The organism is Pseudomonas gingeri (assembly GCF_013386165.1).
GTDB lineage: Bacteria > Pseudomonadota > Gammaproteobacteria > Pseudomonadales > Pseudomonadaceae > Aquipseudomonas > Aquipseudomonas gingeri_C.
In genome coordinates this window covers 61,490-78,935 of sequence record NZ_JACAOS010000033.1, presented here as the reverse complement: position 1 = coordinate 78,935, position 17,446 = coordinate 61,490, and the positions used below count along the sequence as shown (strand labels likewise).

The window sequence follows — 17,446 nt, the reverse complement described above, 5'->3', positions numbered from 1 at the left end:
AGCAATCGCCATGAGTACATTTACCACCCGCGACGGTACCGAGATCTACTACAAGGACTGGGGCACTGGCCAGCCCATCGTCTTCAGTCATGGATGGCCGCTGAATGCTGACAGCTGGGAGTCTCAGATGATCTTCCTGGCCTCCAGGGGCTATCGGGTCATTGCCCACGACCGTCGTGGACATGGCCGCTCCAGCCAGCCCTGGTTCGGCAATGATATGGACACCTATGCCGACGACCTGGCCCAGTTGATCGAGTTGCTGGACCTGCAGAATGTGGTGCTGTTCGGTTTCTCCACCGGCGGTGGTGAAGTGGCGCGCTATATCGGTCGCCATGGTACCGAGCGGGTGGCAAAGGCGGGGCTGATTTCTTCGGTGCCGCCGCTGATGCTCAAGACCGAAGCCAACCCGGCGGGCCTGCCGATCGAAGTGTTCGACGGTTTCCGCGAGGCTTCCCTGGCCGACCGTTCGCAGTTGTACAAGGACGCCGCCGTGTCGTTCTTCGGTTTCAACAAGTCTGGCGCCAAGCCTTCCCAGGGCATGATCGACGCGTTCTGGATGCAAGGCATGATGGCCGGCCACAAGAACGCCTATGACTGCATCAAGGCGTTCTCGGAAACCGACTTCACCGAAGACCTGAAGACGTTCGACGTGCCGACCCTGGTAGTGCATGGCGACGCAGACCAGATCGTACCGATCGAGGCGGCCGGCATCGCCTCGGCCAAGCTGGTCAAGGGCTCGACGCTACGGATCTATCCCGGTGCCCCCCACGGCCTGACCGACACTCACAAGGATCAGCTCAACGCTGATCTGTTGGCCTTCCTCAAGGGCTGATGGCCGTCGCAAGATCGTCCGGACGCTCGGACGGTCTTCTCTTGTCGAGAGGTGTCGGTCGAACCGTTCGACAGCGCCAGGCAAACGGATTGATGCCTTCGCTGCGGGTAAAGATATGGCAGAAATGCGCCTGATCGCAGAAGCCGCATTCCAGGCTGATTTGCGTCAGCGTCAGGTCGGTGTTCAGGATCAGTTGCTTGGCCCGGGCGACGCGCTGGCAACGAATCCAGTCCTGGGGCGACAAGCCGGTACTGCACTTGAATGCCCTGGAGAAATGACTGCGGGACAGGGCGCAGGCCCGGGCAAGCTCGGTCACCTCCAGCGTTTCGCTCAGACCTTCGAGGATCAGCTTCTTGACCAGGTTTTCCCGCCAGGGAGAGAGGCCTCCCGTGCTGGGTTTTGGTGTTTCAGTGATGGATACGTGGGCGGCGTTGTGTTGAACGAGGGCCATGACCTATGTCCGTGTCGGTGGGAGTGCGCGGACTCACTGCACGCCGGGTCAACCGTTTCCCGGGTTAGAAAACAGATCTGCACAGAAGGCTTCATTCTTGGTCGCGAGGTGCGGCCGGGCGAGTTAAACGTTGTTAATTCCTTGTCGGGGGAGGGCAGGAGCCCCATCTGTTCAGCACACCGCTGCAATTTTGGCGGGAGTGCTCGCGTGCAATATGGGGAGTGTATGAGAGTCCTTCAGGACCGTTTTTTTATGGGAGTGTGCTGATGAACCGTAACGACCTGCGCCGCGTCGACATGAACCTGCTGGTGATTTTCGAGGCCCTGATGTTCGAAAAGAACCTGACCCGGGTGGCGGAAAAGCTGTTCATGGGGCAACCGGCGGTGAGCGCCGCGTTGGGGCGCCTGCGGGATTTGTTTGACGACCCGCTGCTGTTGCGCAACGGTCGCGGGATGGAACCGACAGCGCGGGCCTTGGCGATTCTCAAGGAGCTGCAGCCGGCAATGGACACCATCTCGGGAGCCGTCAGCCGGGCCAAGGCCTTTGATCCGGCGACGAGCGGCGAGGTGTTTCGCATCGGCCTTTCGGACGACGCCGAGTTTGGTTTGTTTCCGCCATTGCTGAGCCAGTTGCAGTTGGAGGCGCCGGGAATTGTGGTGGTGGTCCGTCGGGCCAACTATCTGTTGATGCCGGCCTTGCTGGCATCCGGGGAAATCTCCGTCGGGGTCAGCTATACCACCGAACTGCCGGCCAATGCCAAACGCAAGAAACTGCGCGATATCGCCTGCAAAGTGTTGCGCGGCGACAATCGTCCCGGTGAGCTGACGCTCGATGAGTACTGTCAGCGACCCCACGCCATGGTGTCGTTCTCCGGCGACCTGAGCGGCAACATCGACCTTGATCTGGCCAAGGTCGGTCGTACCCGGCGCGTGGTGTTGGGGGTCCCACAATTCAGTGGTTTGCGGGCGATGCTCGCGGGTACCGAAATGATCGCCACCGTGCCCGACTACGCGGCCTGCGCGCTGGTTGAAGGCTGCGCCTTGCGCGCCGAAGAGCCACCGTTTCCCATTGAAGCGGCACAATTGTCGATGGCCTGGAGTGGGGTTCATGACAACGACCCGGCGGAACGCTGGCTGCGCTCTCGGATCAGTCAGTACATGTCGGAACCCGGTCTGCACTGCAGCTCGGATACAAATTAATGGAGTGCCATAAAAGGGTAAAGCCGCTATAAAGTGCTTGGCTGTCAACCTGAGAGTGACAATGAATCCGTTCGAGGATATGCGCATTTTTTGCCAGGTCATGGACTCCGGCAGCTTTACTGCCGCAGCGGACCAGTTGGGCCTGTCCAAGCAGTTTGTCAGTCGGCGCCTGATGCAACTGGAAGATCGCCTGGGTGTGCGGCTGATCAATCGCTCGACCCGGCGCCTGGACATGACGCCCCTGGGGCAGAGTTACTACGAGTCGGCCTTGCGCCTGCTCAGCGAAGTCGAGCAAGTGGAGCAGGGCATCGCCGGGCAGACCATCGAGCCCCGTGGCACCATCCGCTTGAGCGCTCCGTTGTCGTTTGCCATGGCGCATCTGGGGGAGGCGTTGCCGGCATTTTTGCAGCGCTATGGCGACGTCACGGTTGAGGTCGACCTCAGTGACCGTCCAGTAGATTTGCTCGGTGAAGGCTACGACCTGGCATTGCGCATCGGCGTGCTGGAAGATTCGACGTTGATTGCCCGACGCATCGCTTCCATCCAACGGGTGTATTGCGCCAGCCCCGCTTACCTGGCCAGGCGCGGCACCCCGATCAACCCCGAGGACCTACAGGCCCATGATTGCCTGCCTTACGGCCATGGTCGCCAGGTGCAATGGCGTTTCGAGGGGCCGGGCAAGCCATTGACCGTCAACGTCACGGGCAGGATGCGGGTCAACAATGGTGAGTTGCTCAAGGACGCCGCCATCGCCGGCATGGGGATCACTTATCTGCCGGTCTTTATTGTTGATTCGGCGTTGAAGGACGGGCGGCTGGTACCGGTGCTGGACAACTTTCGCCCCGGGCCGTTGGCGTTATCGGCGGTCTACCCGCAGCACCGCCAGCGCTCGCGACCGGTTCAGGTGCTGATCGAGTTCTTGCGGGAATGGCTGGATCGGAGCGTTATCCCTCCTGCCCGCTACGGTCAATAGCGCTCAGCTCAGGAGGGCGAGGGCGTGCAATAACGTCATCGCCCGGAGCGGCCATTGAGGCCGCTTTTCTTTCATTTTCCGTTGACCGATGGTAGAAGCCTCCCTCTGGCCCCGACTTGGGGGCCTTTGTCATCAGCATCCGCACTCCAATCCAAAGAATCCAAGCATGAACCTACGCATTATCGCCGTGGGGCTGTCGGCCCTTGTATCGTTTTCCTGCGCTGCACAAGCGCGCAACCTGCCAGATCTTATCGATCCACCCAGCCAACACGAAAAACCAGGACACCGCTCAGGCTCCATCAGCCAGAGCGCGGCGATTGACCTGTATTCGAGCCAGCAGCAGCAAGCCTCATTTGACGGTTGTGCCGACCTGTTCCCGGGTGCCAGGCCGATCAGCACGGCCAGCGTGCCGGCCACCATGAAACCCATGGCCCTGTGTTCCGACAGCTTTGCGGTGCTGTATTCACAAACCAGCAAGACCCCGTTGCTGGTGGTGGAACGCTTGAGCGCGGCCCAGCTACAGGATGCCAAGGGCGAGGAACGTACCAATCAGTTCTACCCGGACCCGCGCATTCCCAAGGGTGCGCGCGCCGAGTTGAGCGACTATAAGGCCCAGCATCCGGCCGTGGACCGTGGTCATCAGGCGCCAGCAGCCGATGCGCCGAATGCGAATGCCATGGCACAGTCCTTCGCGCTGTCGAACATGGTGCCCCAAGACCCCACCAATAACCGCAAGATCTGGAGCAAGGTCGAGGCCGACGTCAGGAAGTTCGCGATGCGCGCCGAAGGCAACGTGTTTGTCTTTACCGGTCCGATCTTCGATGAGGGCCACGGCACCATTGGTGACGACCAGGTCTGGGTGCCTACACGTCTGTTCAAACTGGTCTATGACGTGTCGTCCAAGCGGGCCTGGGCCTATGTGCTGCCCAACGCGGAAACTCGCGTCGAGAAGCCGATGGACTATGAGACCTTTGTGAAAACCACCGGGCTCAAACTGCTGGAAAGCTTACCGGTCTCGGGTTCGGTGGCTCACTCCTGAGCGGTGTCAGATGACACTTGCCCTGCGTTGGATTCCAGAAAGTGTCTCGCCGCATTGAGCAGCTCATCGGCCAGCGGCGAACCGGCGGCGCGGGCCAGGGTCATGGCGCCGACCATCAAGGCGTATTCCATCAGGGCGGTTTGTCGGGCGCGGTTTGAGTCGGCGTCATCCAGGGTGCCCTGGTAAATCGCCAGCAACTGTTCCAGGCCTTCGACATAGTGCTGATGCAGCGTCGAGGGCTTGGCCTCGTGAGCCAGATCCGGGCCAAACGCCAGCACCGGGCAGATCTCGGCGTCGTGTGCTCGCAGCCTGTCGGACAGGTAGTTGTCGACGATGGCCTGGCGCGCCTCGCTCTTTTTGCGCTGGGCGCCGACGCGTTCTCGCCAAGACTTGGCGGACTGCTCGAAGGCCTTGGCACAAGCCTCGTTGGCCAGGGCTTCCTTGGACTCAAAGTGGCCATAGAAACCGCCGTGGGTCAGCCCGCTGGCCTTCATCACCTCGATCAAGCTGACGCCGTGCATGCCGCGCTGACGGAACAGTCGGCTGGCGGTTTCGGTGATGATGACGCGGTTCAGTTCGCTCTGTTTCCTGGATACCCTGGGCATAGTCGACTCGCGTGATGCTAAAAAACATGGGACGAAAATCATCGGTGTCGATGAATCGGCTGTCTTGCCAAGGGATAATACATGATGTAAAACATCTATTAAATAAAGGTTGTGAATAATCTATTTGTCCTTCCCCCTGACGAGCTGCGGCACGCCCCGCGAGCATAAGGAACACTCCATGTTGTCTACATTGGTCGCAAACCGTCTGGCGCGGCGCCAGGTTCACTATGGCTGGGTGGTCGCCGCCGTCACCTTCCTGACCATGCTGGTGATGGCCGGTGCCATGGGCGCGCCGGGGGTGTTTATCGTGCCCCTGGAGCACGAGTTCGGCTGGAGCAGTGCGCAGATCTCCGGGGCCCTGGCGATTCGTTTCATGCTCTATGGATTGATGGGGCCGTTCGCAGCAGCCTTCATGAACTACTTCGGCCTGCGCCGGGTGGTGCTGGTGGCCCTGGTGATCGTGCTGGGTGGCATGATCGGTTCGATGTTCATGAACAGCTTCTGGCAACTGGTGCTGTTGTGGGGCGTGGTCGTTGGTGTCGGTACGGGGCTCACCGCCATGGTGCTCGGTGCCACGGTAGCGACCCGCTGGTTTTCCCATCGGCGTGGCCTGGTGGTCGGGCTGCTGTCGGCCAGTTCTGCTACAGGCCAACTGCTGTTCATGCCGCTGATGGCTTCGTTGACTGAACACTATGGCTGGCGCCTGGCACTGAGCTTCATTTGCTGCGCCATGGCCGTGGTGGTGGTCGCTGTGCTTGCCCTGTTGCGCGATCGGCCGGTGGACCTGGACTTGCCGTTGTACGGGGAGAAGGAGGTGCTGCCGGCGCCTGCCCATCGGGGCAGTTTGCTGCAGATGCTGATCAGCCCGCTGAAGGTGCTGCGCGACGTGTCGGGCAGTTGGACGTTCTGGGTGCTGTTTTTCACCTTCTTTATTTGCGGCGCCAGCACCAATGGATTGATCCAGACCCACTTCATCAGCATGTGCGGCGATTTCGGCCTGGTGGCCACCACGGCGGCCGGTATTCTGGCGATGATGGGCATCTTCGACTTTTTCGGCACCGTGGGTTCGGGCTGGCTGTCGGATCGTTTCGATAACCGTTGGCTGTTGTTCTGGTACTACGGTTTGCGCGGCATCTCGCTGATGCTCCTGCCGTTTACCGACTTCACCGTGTTCGGCCTGTCATTTTTCGCCGTTCTCTATGGCCTGGACTGGATCGCCACCGTGCCGCCGACGGTCAAGCTGGTGGCACAGAAGTTCGGTGGCGAGCGGGCCAATATCGTGTTCGGCTGGGTGTTTGCCGGGCATCAACTGGGCGCGGCCTTTGCTGCCTACGGCGCCGGGCTGACACGGACTTTGCTGGCCACCTACACGCCGGCGTTTTTTATCGCCGGGCTGCTCTGCGTAATCGCCTCGCTGATTGCCTTGTCGATACCGGTGATGCTGAAAAAACAGCTGGCGAGCTGAAACCCGTATGAGCAGGCAGCCGGGGTCTGTCCCGGCTGCCGATGGCGCTATCGATGGGCGGCCATGAGCAGATGCTCAAAGTCCTTCAAGGCCGCTGCGGCAGTCGCCAAAGGGCTGGTGACGCCAATGGCCATGATTTCTCCCATGACATCGGTCGTGACCCGGATCGCTTTCATTTTGGCGCTCACCTGGGCAAACGGGTGATCCAGCGGATAGGTCTTCAGCGTGACCGAGGCTTGGACGCCGCTGGCGCGGTTATCGATGTGTCCGACGAGCTTGGGAACGACGCCTGCTGCTTTCCAGCGTTGGATATCCACCGCTGAGATCTGGTCGATACCGTCACGCGGTATGTCTTGCAGTTTCAAGTCAGCGCCAAAAGCGGCGTTGGCCAGAATGTTGATCTTGCAAGCGGTGTCCCAGCCCTCGACATCAAAACGCGGGTCCGGTTCTGCCATGCCCAGACGCTGGGCCTCGGCCACTGCGTCGCTGAAGCCTGCGCCGTCCATCATGCGGCTCAGCACGAAGTTGCTGGTTGCGGTCACGATCCCTTCAACTTCGAGAATCTGGCAGCCGGCAAGATTGTATTGCAGCAGATCAATGGTCGGCAGCGCTGCCGAGGTGGCGCCGCTGATTTTCAACTGTGCGCCGTTGGCGCGGGCCAGGTCGGCGAGGCCGCGGTAGTCGAAGACCAACGCGCCTTTGGAGATGGCAATGGCATGCATACCCTGGCCCAATGCCGCACGGATATAGCGGTAGCCCGCGCCGCCGGTCTCGTAGTCGGTCGGTCCGGCTTCAATCAGCACATCGGCCTGCGCCTGTTCGATAAAACCTTCACCGGTCAGGCCGGGTTGCAACGACAACGCCCCCTCTGTGTCAAACGCCAGCCCGTTGTGATCCATCAGTCCCGCACGGGATCCGCAGACCGCCACCACACGCACGTCGGCGCCATAAAGCGCTTTATAGCGCTGCTCCCGCTGGCGGAGTATCTGAGCGACGGCTTTGCCAATCGAGCCAAAGCCGGTTATCGCAATGTTCCATCTTTTCATCGTCAACGATCTCGCTCCCGGGGCTCGGCGAGCCATCCGGTGCTCGCCGTAAACGTCGAAGTCTACCTCGACTGCCCTGGCAATACGCAGCAGGAGCGTCACGCCACAGGAGTCGACAACGGCTGCTCGGGCGCCTCCTGATGGTGAGTGGTGCCAATGAACATGTACATGGCCGGCACCATGAACAGCGTCAGCAGGGTGCCGATGGAGAGGCCGGCGAAGATCACCAGGCCCATGTCGTGACGTCCGGCCGCGCCGGCACCGGAGGCCCAGACCAGCGGCACCACGCCCAAGACCATGGCCGCGGTGGTCATCAGGATCGGTCGCAAGCGTACCTCAGCGGCTTCTTCGATGGCCTCGCGCTTGCTGCGACCGGCGCGCTGCAGTTCGTTGGCAAACTGCACGATCAGAATCCCGTGCTTGGTGATAAGCCCGAGCAGGGTCACCAGCCCCACCTGGGTGTACACGTTGATCGAGGCGAAGCCCATGGTGATGAACGCCAGTGCGCCGAAGAGCGCAGGCGGCACCGAAAACAGGATCACCACGGGATCGCGGTAGCTCTCGAACTGGAAGGCCAGCGCCAGGTAGACGATCAGGATGGAGAACAGCAAGAGGCCGACAAATCCGCCCGACTCCTGGACGAACTGACGCGACTCACCCGACGCATCGGAGGTATATCCCGAAGGGGCGACGTTGTTGAGGATGGTGTTCAGTTTCGCCAGCAGTTCGCCCTGGGAAACGCCACTCACGCCGGAAAGGGTGACCGAGTTGAGTTGCTGGAAGTGGTTGATCGACTCCGCTTGCGTCGAGGTTTCGATATGCGCCACCGTACGCGCCTGGATCATGGCGCCGGAGGGCGTGCGAATGTAGTAGTCGAGAATTTGATCGGGGTTGAGACGGTCAACCTGCAGTACCTGGGGAATGACTTTGTAGGAGCGCCCGGCGGTGGAGAAATAGTTCACGTAATTCCCGCCCAGCGCTGCCGATAGGGCTGCACCGACGTCGGCCTGGGTCATGCCGAGGGCGGCGATCTTGTCTCGGTCCACGATCAGCTTGGCCTGCGGCTTGTCGATCTTCAGGTCCAGGTCGGCGAACCAGAACAGCTTTTGTTTCTGGGCCTCGGCCATGACCGCCTGGGCCACCTCATTCAAGTTTTCGACGGACTCGGTGGTGGTAATGACAAACTGTACCGGCAAGCCTTGGGCACCGGGTAGCGACGGCAGCGGAAAGGCCGCCAGCTTGGCGCCGGCCACCTGGTTCCACTTCTGTTGCAGGTCCAGGATCAATTCTGCCTGGGAGCGAGTTCGCTGCCCCCAGGGCTTGAGCAGCACGCCGCCGAGTCCCTGATTGAGCGAGGGGACCCCGGTAAGCTGGAACATCTGTGCGTACTCAGGCTCGGTTTTCGAAATCTGGAAAGCCTGGTCCGCCAGCCGTTCCATCTGCTGCGGCGAGGCTGTCGAGGCGCCCTGGATCTGCATGAACACCAGTCCCTGGTCTTCGGTGGGCGACAGCTCGCTCTTGGCGGTCATGCCACTGGCGGCCACCAGCAGGAACAGGATAAAACCAAAGGTGACCAGGACCGGCCAGCTATTGAGTCCGGCTGACAGTATCCGATGGTAGCCGTGGCGTAGCCGGTCGAAATAACGATCCAGCAGGCGGGCAAATCGACCCTCTTCCTGCCCTGGCTTGAACAGTCGCGAAGTCATCATCGGCGACAGGCTCAACGCCACCACGGCGGACACGGTCACGGCGCCGGCCAATGAGAAACAGAACTCCTTGAACAGCGCACCGGTGAGACCGCTGCGCAAGCCGATGGGCACGTACGCGGCAATCAACACCACCGTCATGGCGAGAATCGGGCCGCCGAGTTCCCTGGCCGCGATCATGGCGGCCTCCATGACCCCTTTGCCTTCTTCCTTGATATGGCGGTCGACGTTTTCCACCACGATGATCGCGTCATCGACCACCAGGCCGATGGCCAATACCAGGGCCAGCAGGGTCAGCAGATTGATCGAGTACCCCAGCAGGAACATGATGAAAAAAGTCCCGACCAACGACAGCGGTATCGCCACCAGTGGCACGATCACCGCGCGAAATGAGCCGAGGAACAGATAGATCACGATCGAGACGATGATCATGGCTTCAACGAGGGTCTTCACCACCTCGTAGATCGAGGTGTTGATGAACTCCGTGGAGTCGTAGACGATTTCCCCCCTGACGCCGCTCGGCAGTTGCGATTGCAGATCGGGGAAGGCCTTTCTGACATCGGCGGCGACGGTCAGGATATTGGCATTCGGGGCGGTCTTGATGCCGATGAACACCGAGCGTTTACCGGAGAACGCCACGCTGGTGTTGTAGTTCTCCGCCCCCAGGGTGACCGTCGCTACATCTTCCAGGTGCACCAGTGCGTCGCCGTTCTGCTTGATGACCAGCTGTTTGAATTCATCCACGGTGTGCAGGTCGGTGCCGGCGGTCAGGTCGACCGTCACCATCTGCCCTTTGGTCGAACCCAGGGCGGACAGGTAGTTGTTGTTGGCCAAGGCGGTGGAAACGTCCTGCGCCGAAACGTTGTGGGCGGCCAGCTTGCCGGGGTCCAGCCAGGCACGCATGGCGAATTGGCGTCCGCCGAGAATCTCGGCGGTCTGTACGCCTTCAAGGGAGTCGAGCTTGGGCTTGACGACCCGTAACAGGTAATCGGTGATGTTGTTGGTGGGCAGGACGTCACTGTAGAAGCCCAGGTACATGGCGTCCGTGGTCTGCCCGACGGCGACCGTGAGCACCGGCTCCTGGGCCTGCGCCGGCAGCTGGTTCTTGACCGAGTTGACCTGGGTGTTGATCTCCGTCAGCGCCTTGCTGGCCTCGTAGTTGAGCCGCAGCGTCGCGGTAATGGTCGAGACCCCGGTAATGCTCGAAGACGCCAGGTAATCAATGCCCTGCGCCTGGGCAATGGCCGATTCGAGCGGTTGCGTGATAAAGCCGGCCACGGTGGCCGCGTCCGCCCCGTAATAGCTGGTGCTGATGGTGACCACGGTGTTTTCGGTACGCGGCCACTGGTTGACCGGCAGCCCGAAGATCGAGCGCAGCCCCAGTATCAGGATAAACAGCGAGATGACCACGGCCCAGACCGGTCGCTTGATGAAGATGTCGGTGAGCTTCATGGGCGCGGAGACCTATTGTTCTTGCGGCTTGGGCGCCGCATCGTTCAAGGGCACGCTCTGGTTGTCGACTTTTACCGGTGAGCCGTTCTTGAGCTTCATCTGGCCACTTGTGATCACCTGATCGCCTTCCTTGACGCCGGACACGATGGCCACCTGATCGCCACGGGTCGGCCCGGTTTCGATGAAGGTCTGCTGCGCGGTGAGCACATCCTTGTCCTGGTCGCTCTTCTGGACCGCGATGAACACCGTCGTCCCATAAGGGTTATAGGTGACGGAGGTTTGTGGAACGGTGAGGTAGCGCTGCTTGGCGCCGGACTCCACGACGGCCTGGGCAAACATGCCGGGCACCAGGTTTTGCTTGGGGTTGTCGACGGTGGCTTCAACCAGGACGTTACGTGTGGTCGGATCGAACTTGGTGTCGATGGCGGTGATCTTGCCGGCGAAGGTCTGCTTGGGCAGGCCGCTGGCCGTGACCGCGACGGCTTGCCCGAGGGTCACCGCCGCCACCTGGGCTTGCGGTACGTTAAAGTCGATGTAGATGGGATTGAACGTTTGCAGGGTCGCGATCTTGTCGCCGGGATTGAGGAATTGGCCGGGATTGACACTGGTAATCCCGATCTTTCCCGCAAAGGGCGCGCGGATGGTTTTCTTCGCCACCAGCGCCCGTTGCTGTTCTGCCGCCGCCACTTTGGCTTTCAAGTCGGCGCTGTCCGCCTCGACCAGCGCCTGGGACACGGCGCTCACCGCCAGTTGCGCCTTATCACGTTTGAGGACCGTTACCGCCAGGTTGGCGGTGGCTTCGAGCGAGTGCAACTGGGCGATGTCCGAGTCCGCATTCAACTGGACGAGCAGGTCCCCGGCCGCCACCTCCTGGCCCGGTTTGAAACCGAGGGTGCGAACGATACCGCCGACCTCGGTGGTGACATCGACACCCCGCACGGCCTTTATCGATCCCACGGCGGAAACGCTGGGCTGCCAATCGGCAAATTCGACGCGCATAGCTGTCACCACGGCCGGCGGTAGAGGCAGTTTGCCCTGGGCGATCAGCTTTGATATCTGGGTGAATTTCACGCCGGCAATGATCGCAACGATCACCAGGACCACCGCAATCATGGTGAGCATGGGTTTAAGCAGCCGTCGCTTGCGTGCCCCACCCGGTTCAGCCGGCTGGGAGGAGGGAGAAGAGACGGTCTTGGCGTCGGCCATGGTTTTTTCTCACTGTTTCAATAGCGGTCGGGGCTTCCCACGGAGGCAGGGGCCACATCGGTTCGGTTCCACCAGCCACCACCCAGTGCCTGGAACAGGGCGGTGGTGTCGCTATAACGCGTGCTCTGCACCTTGACGCGGGTGAGTACCGCGTTCTGATAGGTCTGTTGCGCTGTCAGCAGACTCAGATAACCCACGGCGCCCAGGCGGAACTGGGCCTGGGCCAGCTCCAGGCTTTCGCGGGCAGCCTGTTCGGCCTGAACCTGCTGGTTGAGGGTCTCGGCGTCCGCTTGCAGTGCCCTGAGTGCATTGGCGATATCCTGGAAGGCGGCGATCACGGTGCTGCGATAACGTGCGGCGGATTCGTCATAGGCAGCCACGGCGGCCCGCTTGCGATGCTCAAGGGCGCCTGCGTCAAAGAGCGTCTGGCTGACCGATCCGGCGAGGCTCCAGAACCCCGTGCCTGCCGAAAACAGCCGGGTGCCACCCAACGCAGCGGAGCCCAGGGATCCGGTGATGCTGAATTGCGGCAGTTGATTGGCGATGGCTACGCCGATATTGGCGCTGGCCTGATGCAGTTGCGCTTCGGCGGAGCGCACATCCGGGCGCTGCTCAACGATGGTCGACGGCAGGCTGACCGGCAGTTGCTCTGGCAGATGGAGGGAGGCCAGATCGAAGTTTTCCCCCTGATCCTGATTCGGAAAGCGACCGAGATAGGCCATCAGCTGATTGCGGGTCTGGGCGAGCTGTTTTTGCAGGGGCGGCAATGTCGCGCGGGTTTGGGCGAGTGCCGCTTGTTGCGTGAGCACGTCGGTATTGGCAATCGCCCCTAGACGACGTTGCGACCGCAGGAGTTCAAGCTGGTCGCTCTGCAACCGAATGATTGCCTCGGTGGCTGCTACCTGATCGCGCAGGGACGCCAGGGTCACGGCTGTATTGACGACATTCGAGGTCAGCGTGAGGTAAGTCGCTTCCAGCTGGTAACGCTCATACTCGGCCTGCGCTGCGGACGACTCGATCTGGCGCCGGGTTCCGCCGAAAACGTCCGGGGCGTAGGAGACGCTCAGCGACGCGGAGTTGACGGTGAAAATCTGCGAGGGCGCGCCAAAGGTCGTGACCGCCGAGGGCAACTCCCGAGTCCGTGATGTGCCGCCACTCACGGAGGGAAACAGCGAAGCCTGTTCGGCGTAGAGCAGTTCGTTGGCCTGATGCAGGGCCGCTTGGGCGGCGGCCACATCCGCATTGGCTTTCAGCGCCTCTTCCACCAGGGCATTCAGTGCCGGCGAGCGGAACAGCGTCCACCATTGGCCGGGGATGTCCATGCCCTCGACCAGTTTTTGCGCAGCGCCGCCTGCTGACACGTCGGCTGAGGCGGTTGTGGTTGCGAGTTTTTCCGGCGAATAGCTGGCATTTTTAGCCACACTGGGCCGAGCAAAGTCCGGGCCCACGGCGCAGCCCGTAAGCAGGGCAAGGCAAAGCACACTGGCAGGGGCGAGAACCTGCCAGATGCGAGAAGTCACCTGCTGCTGGGATTGCTCGTCCATGGGCTCTCTGATGAGTCAATTAGTTAGTTTATGAATAGATCAAACCTATGCTCTTTGCCTCCTTGAACGATCATTTATGCTCAAACATTGGGAGGAGGGCATCACCGGGTATCAAGGTGTTGATGCCCGGCAGAAGACTAATTGCAGATTTAATGACCGGTAAGTCAAGTGAATTCTCTTGGGCAAGCCTTTTCATTTCATCGGGCCGCTATCCAGGCTGACCCAGCGCAGCCGGTCAGTACAACGTGGCCAACAGCTCGAACGCATTCTTGATAAAGGGTGCCGCGACGCAGAGAAAGGTCACGCCGATACTCCATTGCAAGACCCGGGTAGAAGAGCGTTGCTCGGCCCGTTGTTCCTTGAGCTCAGCGCGGAACTCGGCTCGTTGTTCCTTGAGTTCGGCGCGGAACTCGGCCCGCTGTTCCTTGAGTTCCGCTCTCAGCTCGACGCCCTGTTCCCGGAGAGAGGATTGCAGCTCCTTGATCGATGAGCGAAGTTCATCACCTAGCGCGGTGATTGAATACGTTAAATGGGTTTCCACTTGTTTTAGGTCGGATTTCGATGCGAGATCTTCCACTTCAGCCTCCCAGGCCTGTACAACCGCCTTGGCTTTTTCTGATGGAATGCTGACAGTGGTCAGCGCGTCGTAGAACGTAAGGGCGAGTGTCATTGTCTCTCCTGCAGGTGACAACTGCCTGGAGTCCCACCTGATATCGAAGGTGTATGACGGTGTGGGGACTGGGCATTCCATTGGCCAGTCGGCGAGGGCATCGACGACAGTGATTCATAGTCCCGATGGTGGACTCAAACCTACTGGGTGAGATAGTCAGATACTTCGCCGGGCCCTGTAGTCCCGGGCCTAATGTATTGAGCGCAACTGATCGGCATCGCGGTTTTCAGTCAATCCTTGGATAGCCATGGCCCTTTGGCTGTTCAATAGTGCACAACACACGGCGCATCAATGAAATCTATCCGCGACTTCGTGCCGTTCCCCGCGCTCACTGCGAAACAGTTTATCGGCGGTCTTTTTCTGATCGGCGGAAAGTGTGCCGTACAGCGCGCTGAACGAAGTGGCAAGTCTCTGCAGATTGCCTGCGTGCATCTGGGCCAGCCTGGCATAGGACTGCATCGCGTCGTCGGCATTTAACGATGGGAGTTTCTGTGCCTGATCCAGGTAGGCTTTATCGGTGCCATGTGCATTCTCACGCATGGTTTTCGCATAGGCCTCCCACTGGACGGACTGTTTGTCGGTGATCTTCAGTTTGGCGTGGAGTTCGTTGATCCGTTTTTCGACCAGGTCTTCATATTTCCTGGCGTGACGGGCGGCCGCCTGTGAGACGGCGTCGGAGCTGCTCGCCGCCATCGTCGGTGCCGAGAAGGAAGCGCCGAGGACAGCCAGCATCAACACGGCCGGCATGGCCGCTTTGAATGTGAATTTTTTCATATTCGTCTATCCGGGTTAAGGGGGCGATATCTATGCGCCAACCTTACCACTAAGCGCGGCAGCGAACCGACGAACTGTCAGGGTCAGCTGTTGAGCTTTTTCGGGTACGAATCCAGCAGTACCTTGTCCTGAAGGCCAGCCAGGAGTTCTTTCAAGCGCGCAGCGCCTGTTGACGTCTTGTCATCCTGGTCGGGGTGCAGGCTCCTTTCCAGCACGTCCAGGAAACTCTGGGTTTTCGATGTGTTGACCGGTGTCGATGTCTGATCCACCAGGCGGCCCATCACGTATTTGGCAATATGGGTGGATTGGCTGGCCGACTGGGTCACCGACGCATTGGTCAATTCACCGTCTTTGTAACCGATGCTGGTCTGGCTGTCGGCGGTGTCGGCGATCTGGTAGAACAGGTAGTTCTGCGAATCGGCATTGGTGGTCAGCCGCAGCTTTTGGCCGGACAGTGACTGGTGAAAGCTGGCGTTCAGGCTCGATTGCTGGTGCTGCTCAATGGAGCGGTTCTGCGGATCGCTGCCCTTGAGTTGAGTGGTTTGGGACACGTTGTAAGCAAAGGTATCCCGCTCGAGGGGACGCATCGGGTTGCTTGCCTCGCTTTTCTGCGTCATCGACGCGGAGAAGTCCGCCAAGCCGGTCAACAGGTTGCGGTCGAGATTGGTCGGTGCAAGTGGATTGACGGTTGCCGGCGTGGAGGTTGCCCGGGTGGCGGGATAGTTGCTGTTCAGGGAGGAGAACGCATCCTTGAACATCGACATCATATCGCGGTCGGCGTGACCCCGAGCGGCGGCGGCATCGATCTGCTTGAGGTAGCTTTGCAGCGCCTTGGCCTGTTGGCTGGCATTGCCGAGAATCGCCTGGTTCTTCAGGTCCACGGACAGTTGCAGATCACCCGAAGGGCCGCTCATTTTCACCGAGCGTTGCTGGTTGTCGGCGTGGAACACCAGGGTCTGGGTGTTGTTGTCGTCAATCTTGAGCTTGGTGTTCAGGTCGACCGAGGAAAATACCTTCGAATCGAACTGGGTCAGGGCATCCAGCTTCAGCTGAGGTGGCTCGGCGGTCAAACCGTCGATCGCGGACTGGAAACCCTTGGCCATCTTGGCCAGGGCCGCACTCTCTTGATCCGTGAGGTCGCCGCCCTCTACCTGGGCCTGTACGGCCATTCCCGTGTCCTGGTTCGACAGGCTCAAGGTCACGGTTTTACCGCTGGCGGTCTTGAGGGTCAGGGTGATCGCGCTGTCGACATTGTCGCTGTGCAGCTTGGCTTGCGCGGCCGAAAGCTCGGCGGCGTTGAGCGGTTTGCTGCCGGACTGCTGGACAACCGATTGCGAGATGTTTTTCTTGCCCTCGGCCAACTGCGTCAGCAACGCCGCACCCAGGCCGGCAAAGCGGGCGGAGTTGGACTTGCTGGCGAGGTTGCCGCCCATCGTGAACGACACCCGGTCCAGCGGACTGCCTTCCCAGGCCGGTTGCAGTGCGGCGTTAGGCAAGGCTCCACGGGCATTGTAGGTACTGATCCCGACCACATTGTTCTGGCCGAGTATCACGCTCGAGGCCGGTGAGGAAACGGCAGCGGTGGTGTTGGCGGTCTGTTGGCCGGCGGGCAGATTGGCAACAAGCTGAGAAGGGGTCAGCGTCACGGCAGTAATCGACGATATCCCTGTCATGGAACCTCCTGAATCAAGAAAATTATTCTATGTACAGGAGTGTATCGACCATGACACATGAAACTTTAGGGCGTCGCCAACCGATCAAATCGTGGTTGTCCAGGGGGTCGAGGACCCGTGATCGAGGGGCTTGGGCGCCTGGTGGGCAGGCGCCGCGGGTCAGACGCCTAGACTAACGAATCAGCTCGCCGCTCGACCCCGGGAAGGGCTGCCGCTCCTGGGACTTCAGGTCCTGTTGCCAGGCCCGCAGACCATAGATCGCCAGTACCACGAAGCCGGCGTAGAGCGCCGCCGTCAGTTGCAGGTCCTTGAACAGGAACAGGCCGACGTAGATCACGTCCAGCACGATCCACAGCCACCAACTGGCGACATATTTGCGTGCCGCCCAGACGCTGGCCACCAGGCTGAAGGCGGTGAGCGAGGCGTCGACCCAAGGCACCTCCGCGTCGGTAAAGTGGGCCATCAGGCCGCCCAGCAGCACCGCGCCCACGGCGCCGCTGAACAGGCCGAGGAGGCCTTCGCGCAAGGACAACCGGGCAACATGGACCTTGCCGTCGCTGAGCCCGCCCTGGCTCCAGCGCCACCAGCCATAACCCTGCAGCACGGCGAAAATGCCTTGCAGCAAGGTGTCGGAATACAGCTTGGCATCGTAGAAAATCCAGGCGTACAAGAGCACGGCAACGACGCCGACCGGCCAGCACCAGCGAATGCGTCGGGCGGTCAGCCAGACGCCAAGGACATTGACCAGGACAGCGATGATTTCAAGGGTGGACATGCAAGGTTCCTCAACGGAAACAGTAGGGGCAGGCAA

At 60.6% G+C, this 17,446-nt stretch carries 15 protein-coding genes; 5 read left to right on the top strand and 10 right to left on the bottom strand.

Annotated features, from left to right (window positions below; all coding sequences use genetic code 11):
* Positions 1-10: 10 nt before the first annotated feature.
* Positions 11-832 carry an alpha/beta fold hydrolase gene (locus tag HX866_RS32875; RefSeq protein WP_177141191.1) on the top strand — a complete coding sequence of 274 codons (822 nt, stop codon included), beginning with the start codon at positions 11-13 and terminating at the stop codon, positions 830-832.
* Here HX866_RS32875 and HX866_RS32870 read toward each other — a convergent pair.
* Positions 822-1,283: a helix-turn-helix domain-containing protein gene (locus tag HX866_RS32870; RefSeq protein ID WP_177097086.1), complete on the bottom strand. Its 462-nt coding sequence runs from the start codon at positions 1,281-1,283 to the stop codon at positions 822-824. The two genes, HX866_RS32875 and HX866_RS32870, sit on opposite strands and share 11 nt — an antisense overlap.
* A gap of 266 nt (positions 1,284-1,549) precedes the next feature.
* Between HX866_RS32870 and HX866_RS32865 the strand changes: the two genes are divergently transcribed.
* The 3 genes from HX866_RS32865 to HX866_RS32855 all read left to right on the top strand — a co-directional run bounded on the left by HX866_RS32865 (position 1,550) and on the right by HX866_RS32855 (position 4,494).
* On the top strand, positions 1,550-2,482 hold the full coding sequence (locus HX866_RS32865) for a LysR substrate-binding domain-containing protein (protein WP_177097084.1): 933 nt from the start codon (positions 1,550-1,552) through the stop codon (positions 2,480-2,482).
* Between the two features lie 61 nt (positions 2,483-2,543).
* Positions 2,544-3,455, top strand: a complete 912-nt coding sequence (locus HX866_RS32860) for a LysR family transcriptional regulator (protein ID WP_177141190.1) — start codon at positions 2,544-2,546, stop codon at positions 3,453-3,455.
* Positions 3,456-3,621: 166 nt separating this feature from the next.
* Positions 3,622-4,494, top strand: a complete 873-nt coding sequence (locus HX866_RS32855) for a DNA/RNA non-specific endonuclease (protein WP_177141189.1) — start codon at positions 3,622-3,624, stop codon at positions 4,492-4,494.
* Here HX866_RS32855 and HX866_RS32850 read toward each other — a convergent pair.
* Entirely contained in the window at positions 4,485-5,099 is a 615-nt protein-coding gene (locus HX866_RS32850; RefSeq protein WP_177141188.1) for a TetR/AcrR family transcriptional regulator, read from the bottom strand. The two genes, HX866_RS32855 and HX866_RS32850, sit on opposite strands and share 10 nt — an antisense overlap.
* A 178-nt stretch (positions 5,100-5,277) precedes the next feature.
* Here HX866_RS32850 and HX866_RS32845 point away from each other — a divergent pair, with 178 nt between their 5' ends.
* Positions 5,278-6,564 (top strand): MFS transporter, encoded by a 1,287-nt coding sequence (locus tag HX866_RS32845; RefSeq protein WP_177097075.1) that lies wholly within the window; start codon positions 5,278-5,280, stop codon positions 6,562-6,564.
* 47 nt (positions 6,565-6,611) lie between these two features.
* Here the strand turns inward: HX866_RS32845 and HX866_RS32840 are convergent, their stop codons facing one another.
* The 8 genes from HX866_RS32840 to pnuC all read right to left on the bottom strand — a co-directional run bounded on the left by HX866_RS32840 (position 6,612) and on the right by pnuC (position 17,410).
* Entirely contained in the window at positions 6,612-7,712 is a 1,101-nt protein-coding gene (locus HX866_RS32840; protein ID WP_371319309.1) for a homoserine dehydrogenase, read from the bottom strand.
* Positions 7,709-10,768 carry an efflux RND transporter permease subunit gene (locus HX866_RS32835; protein WP_177097073.1) on the bottom strand — a complete coding sequence of 1,020 codons (3,060 nt, stop codon included), beginning with the start codon at positions 10,766-10,768 and terminating at the stop codon, positions 7,709-7,711. Before HX866_RS32835 ends, HX866_RS32840 begins: the two co-directional genes overlap by 4 nt.
* 12 nt (positions 10,769-10,780) lie before the next feature.
* Positions 10,781-11,890 carry an efflux RND transporter periplasmic adaptor subunit gene (locus tag HX866_RS32830; RefSeq protein WP_256345064.1) on the bottom strand — a complete coding sequence of 370 codons (1,110 nt, stop codon included), beginning with the start codon at positions 11,888-11,890 and terminating at the stop codon, positions 10,781-10,783.
* A gap of 101 nt (positions 11,891-11,991) precedes the next feature.
* The gene (locus tag HX866_RS32825) at positions 11,992-13,518 is read right to left on the bottom strand and encodes an efflux transporter outer membrane subunit (protein ID WP_177141186.1); all 1,527 of its coding nucleotides are present in this window, start codon (positions 13,516-13,518) and stop codon (positions 11,992-11,994) included.
* Positions 13,519-13,753: 235 nt separating this feature from the next.
* Positions 13,754-14,188, bottom strand: coding sequence for a DUF1640 domain-containing protein (locus HX866_RS32820; RefSeq protein WP_177141185.1), 435 nt, complete (start codon positions 14,186-14,188; stop codon positions 13,754-13,756).
* A 288-nt stretch (positions 14,189-14,476) separates the two neighbouring features.
* Positions 14,477-14,962 (bottom strand): Spy/CpxP family protein refolding chaperone, encoded by a 486-nt coding sequence (locus tag HX866_RS32815; RefSeq protein ID WP_177097066.1) that lies wholly within the window; start codon positions 14,960-14,962, stop codon positions 14,477-14,479.
* A gap of 83 nt (positions 14,963-15,045) precedes the next feature.
* A complete protein-coding gene (locus HX866_RS32810) occupies positions 15,046-16,635 on the bottom strand; it encodes a lactate dehydrogenase (protein ID WP_177141184.1) in 1,590 nt (529 codons plus the stop codon).
* Between the two features lie 172 nt (positions 16,636-16,807).
* Positions 16,808-17,410, bottom strand: a complete 603-nt coding sequence (gene pnuC, locus HX866_RS32805) for a nicotinamide riboside transporter PnuC (RefSeq protein ID WP_177123736.1) — start codon at positions 17,408-17,410, stop codon at positions 16,808-16,810.
* Positions 17,411-17,446: the final 36 nt, after the last annotated feature.

Excerpts from the sequence above, each read along its gene's own strand:
- HX866_RS32875 (WP_177141191.1), top strand. The coding sequence starts at position 11 with ATGAGTACATTTACCACCCGCGACGGTACCGAGATCTACTACAAGGAC.
- HX866_RS32870 (WP_177097086.1), bottom strand. The coding sequence starts at position 1,283 with ATGGCCCTCGTTCAACACAACGCCGCCCACGTATCCATCACTGAAACA.
- HX866_RS32865 (WP_177097084.1), top strand. The coding sequence starts at position 1,550 with ATGAACCGTAACGACCTGCGCCGCGTCGACATGAACCTGCTGGTGATT.
- HX866_RS32860 (WP_177141190.1), top strand. The coding sequence starts at position 2,544 with ATGAATCCGTTCGAGGATATGCGCATTTTTTGCCAGGTCATGGACTCC.
- HX866_RS32855 (WP_177141189.1), top strand. The coding sequence starts at position 3,622 with ATGAACCTACGCATTATCGCCGTGGGGCTGTCGGCCCTTGTATCGTTT.
- HX866_RS32850 (WP_177141188.1), bottom strand. The coding sequence starts at position 5,099 with ATGCCCAGGGTATCCAGGAAACAGAGCGAACTGAACCGCGTCATCATC.
- HX866_RS32845 (WP_177097075.1), top strand. The coding sequence starts at position 5,278 with ATGTTGTCTACATTGGTCGCAAACCGTCTGGCGCGGCGCCAGGTTCAC.
- HX866_RS32835 (WP_177097073.1), bottom strand. The coding sequence starts at position 10,768 with ATGAAGCTCACCGACATCTTCATCAAGCGACCGGTCTGGGCCGTGGTC.
- HX866_RS32830 (WP_256345064.1), bottom strand. The coding sequence starts at position 11,890 with ATGCTCACCATGATTGCGGTGGTCCTGGTGATCGTTGCGATCATTGCC.
- HX866_RS32825 (WP_177141186.1), bottom strand. The coding sequence starts at position 13,518 with ATGGACGAGCAATCCCAGCAGCAGGTGACTTCTCGCATCTGGCAGGTT.
- HX866_RS32820 (WP_177141185.1), bottom strand. The coding sequence starts at position 14,188 with ATGACACTCGCCCTTACGTTCTACGACGCGCTGACCACTGTCAGCATT.
- HX866_RS32815 (WP_177097066.1), bottom strand. The coding sequence starts at position 14,962 with ATGAAAAAATTCACATTCAAAGCGGCCATGCCGGCCGTGTTGATGCTG.
- HX866_RS32810 (WP_177141184.1), bottom strand. The coding sequence starts at position 16,635 with ATGACAGGGATATCGTCGATTACTGCCGTGACGCTGACCCCTTCTCAG.
- pnuC (WP_177123736.1), bottom strand. The coding sequence starts at position 17,410 with ATGTCCACCCTTGAAATCATCGCTGTCCTGGTCAATGTCCTTGGCGTC.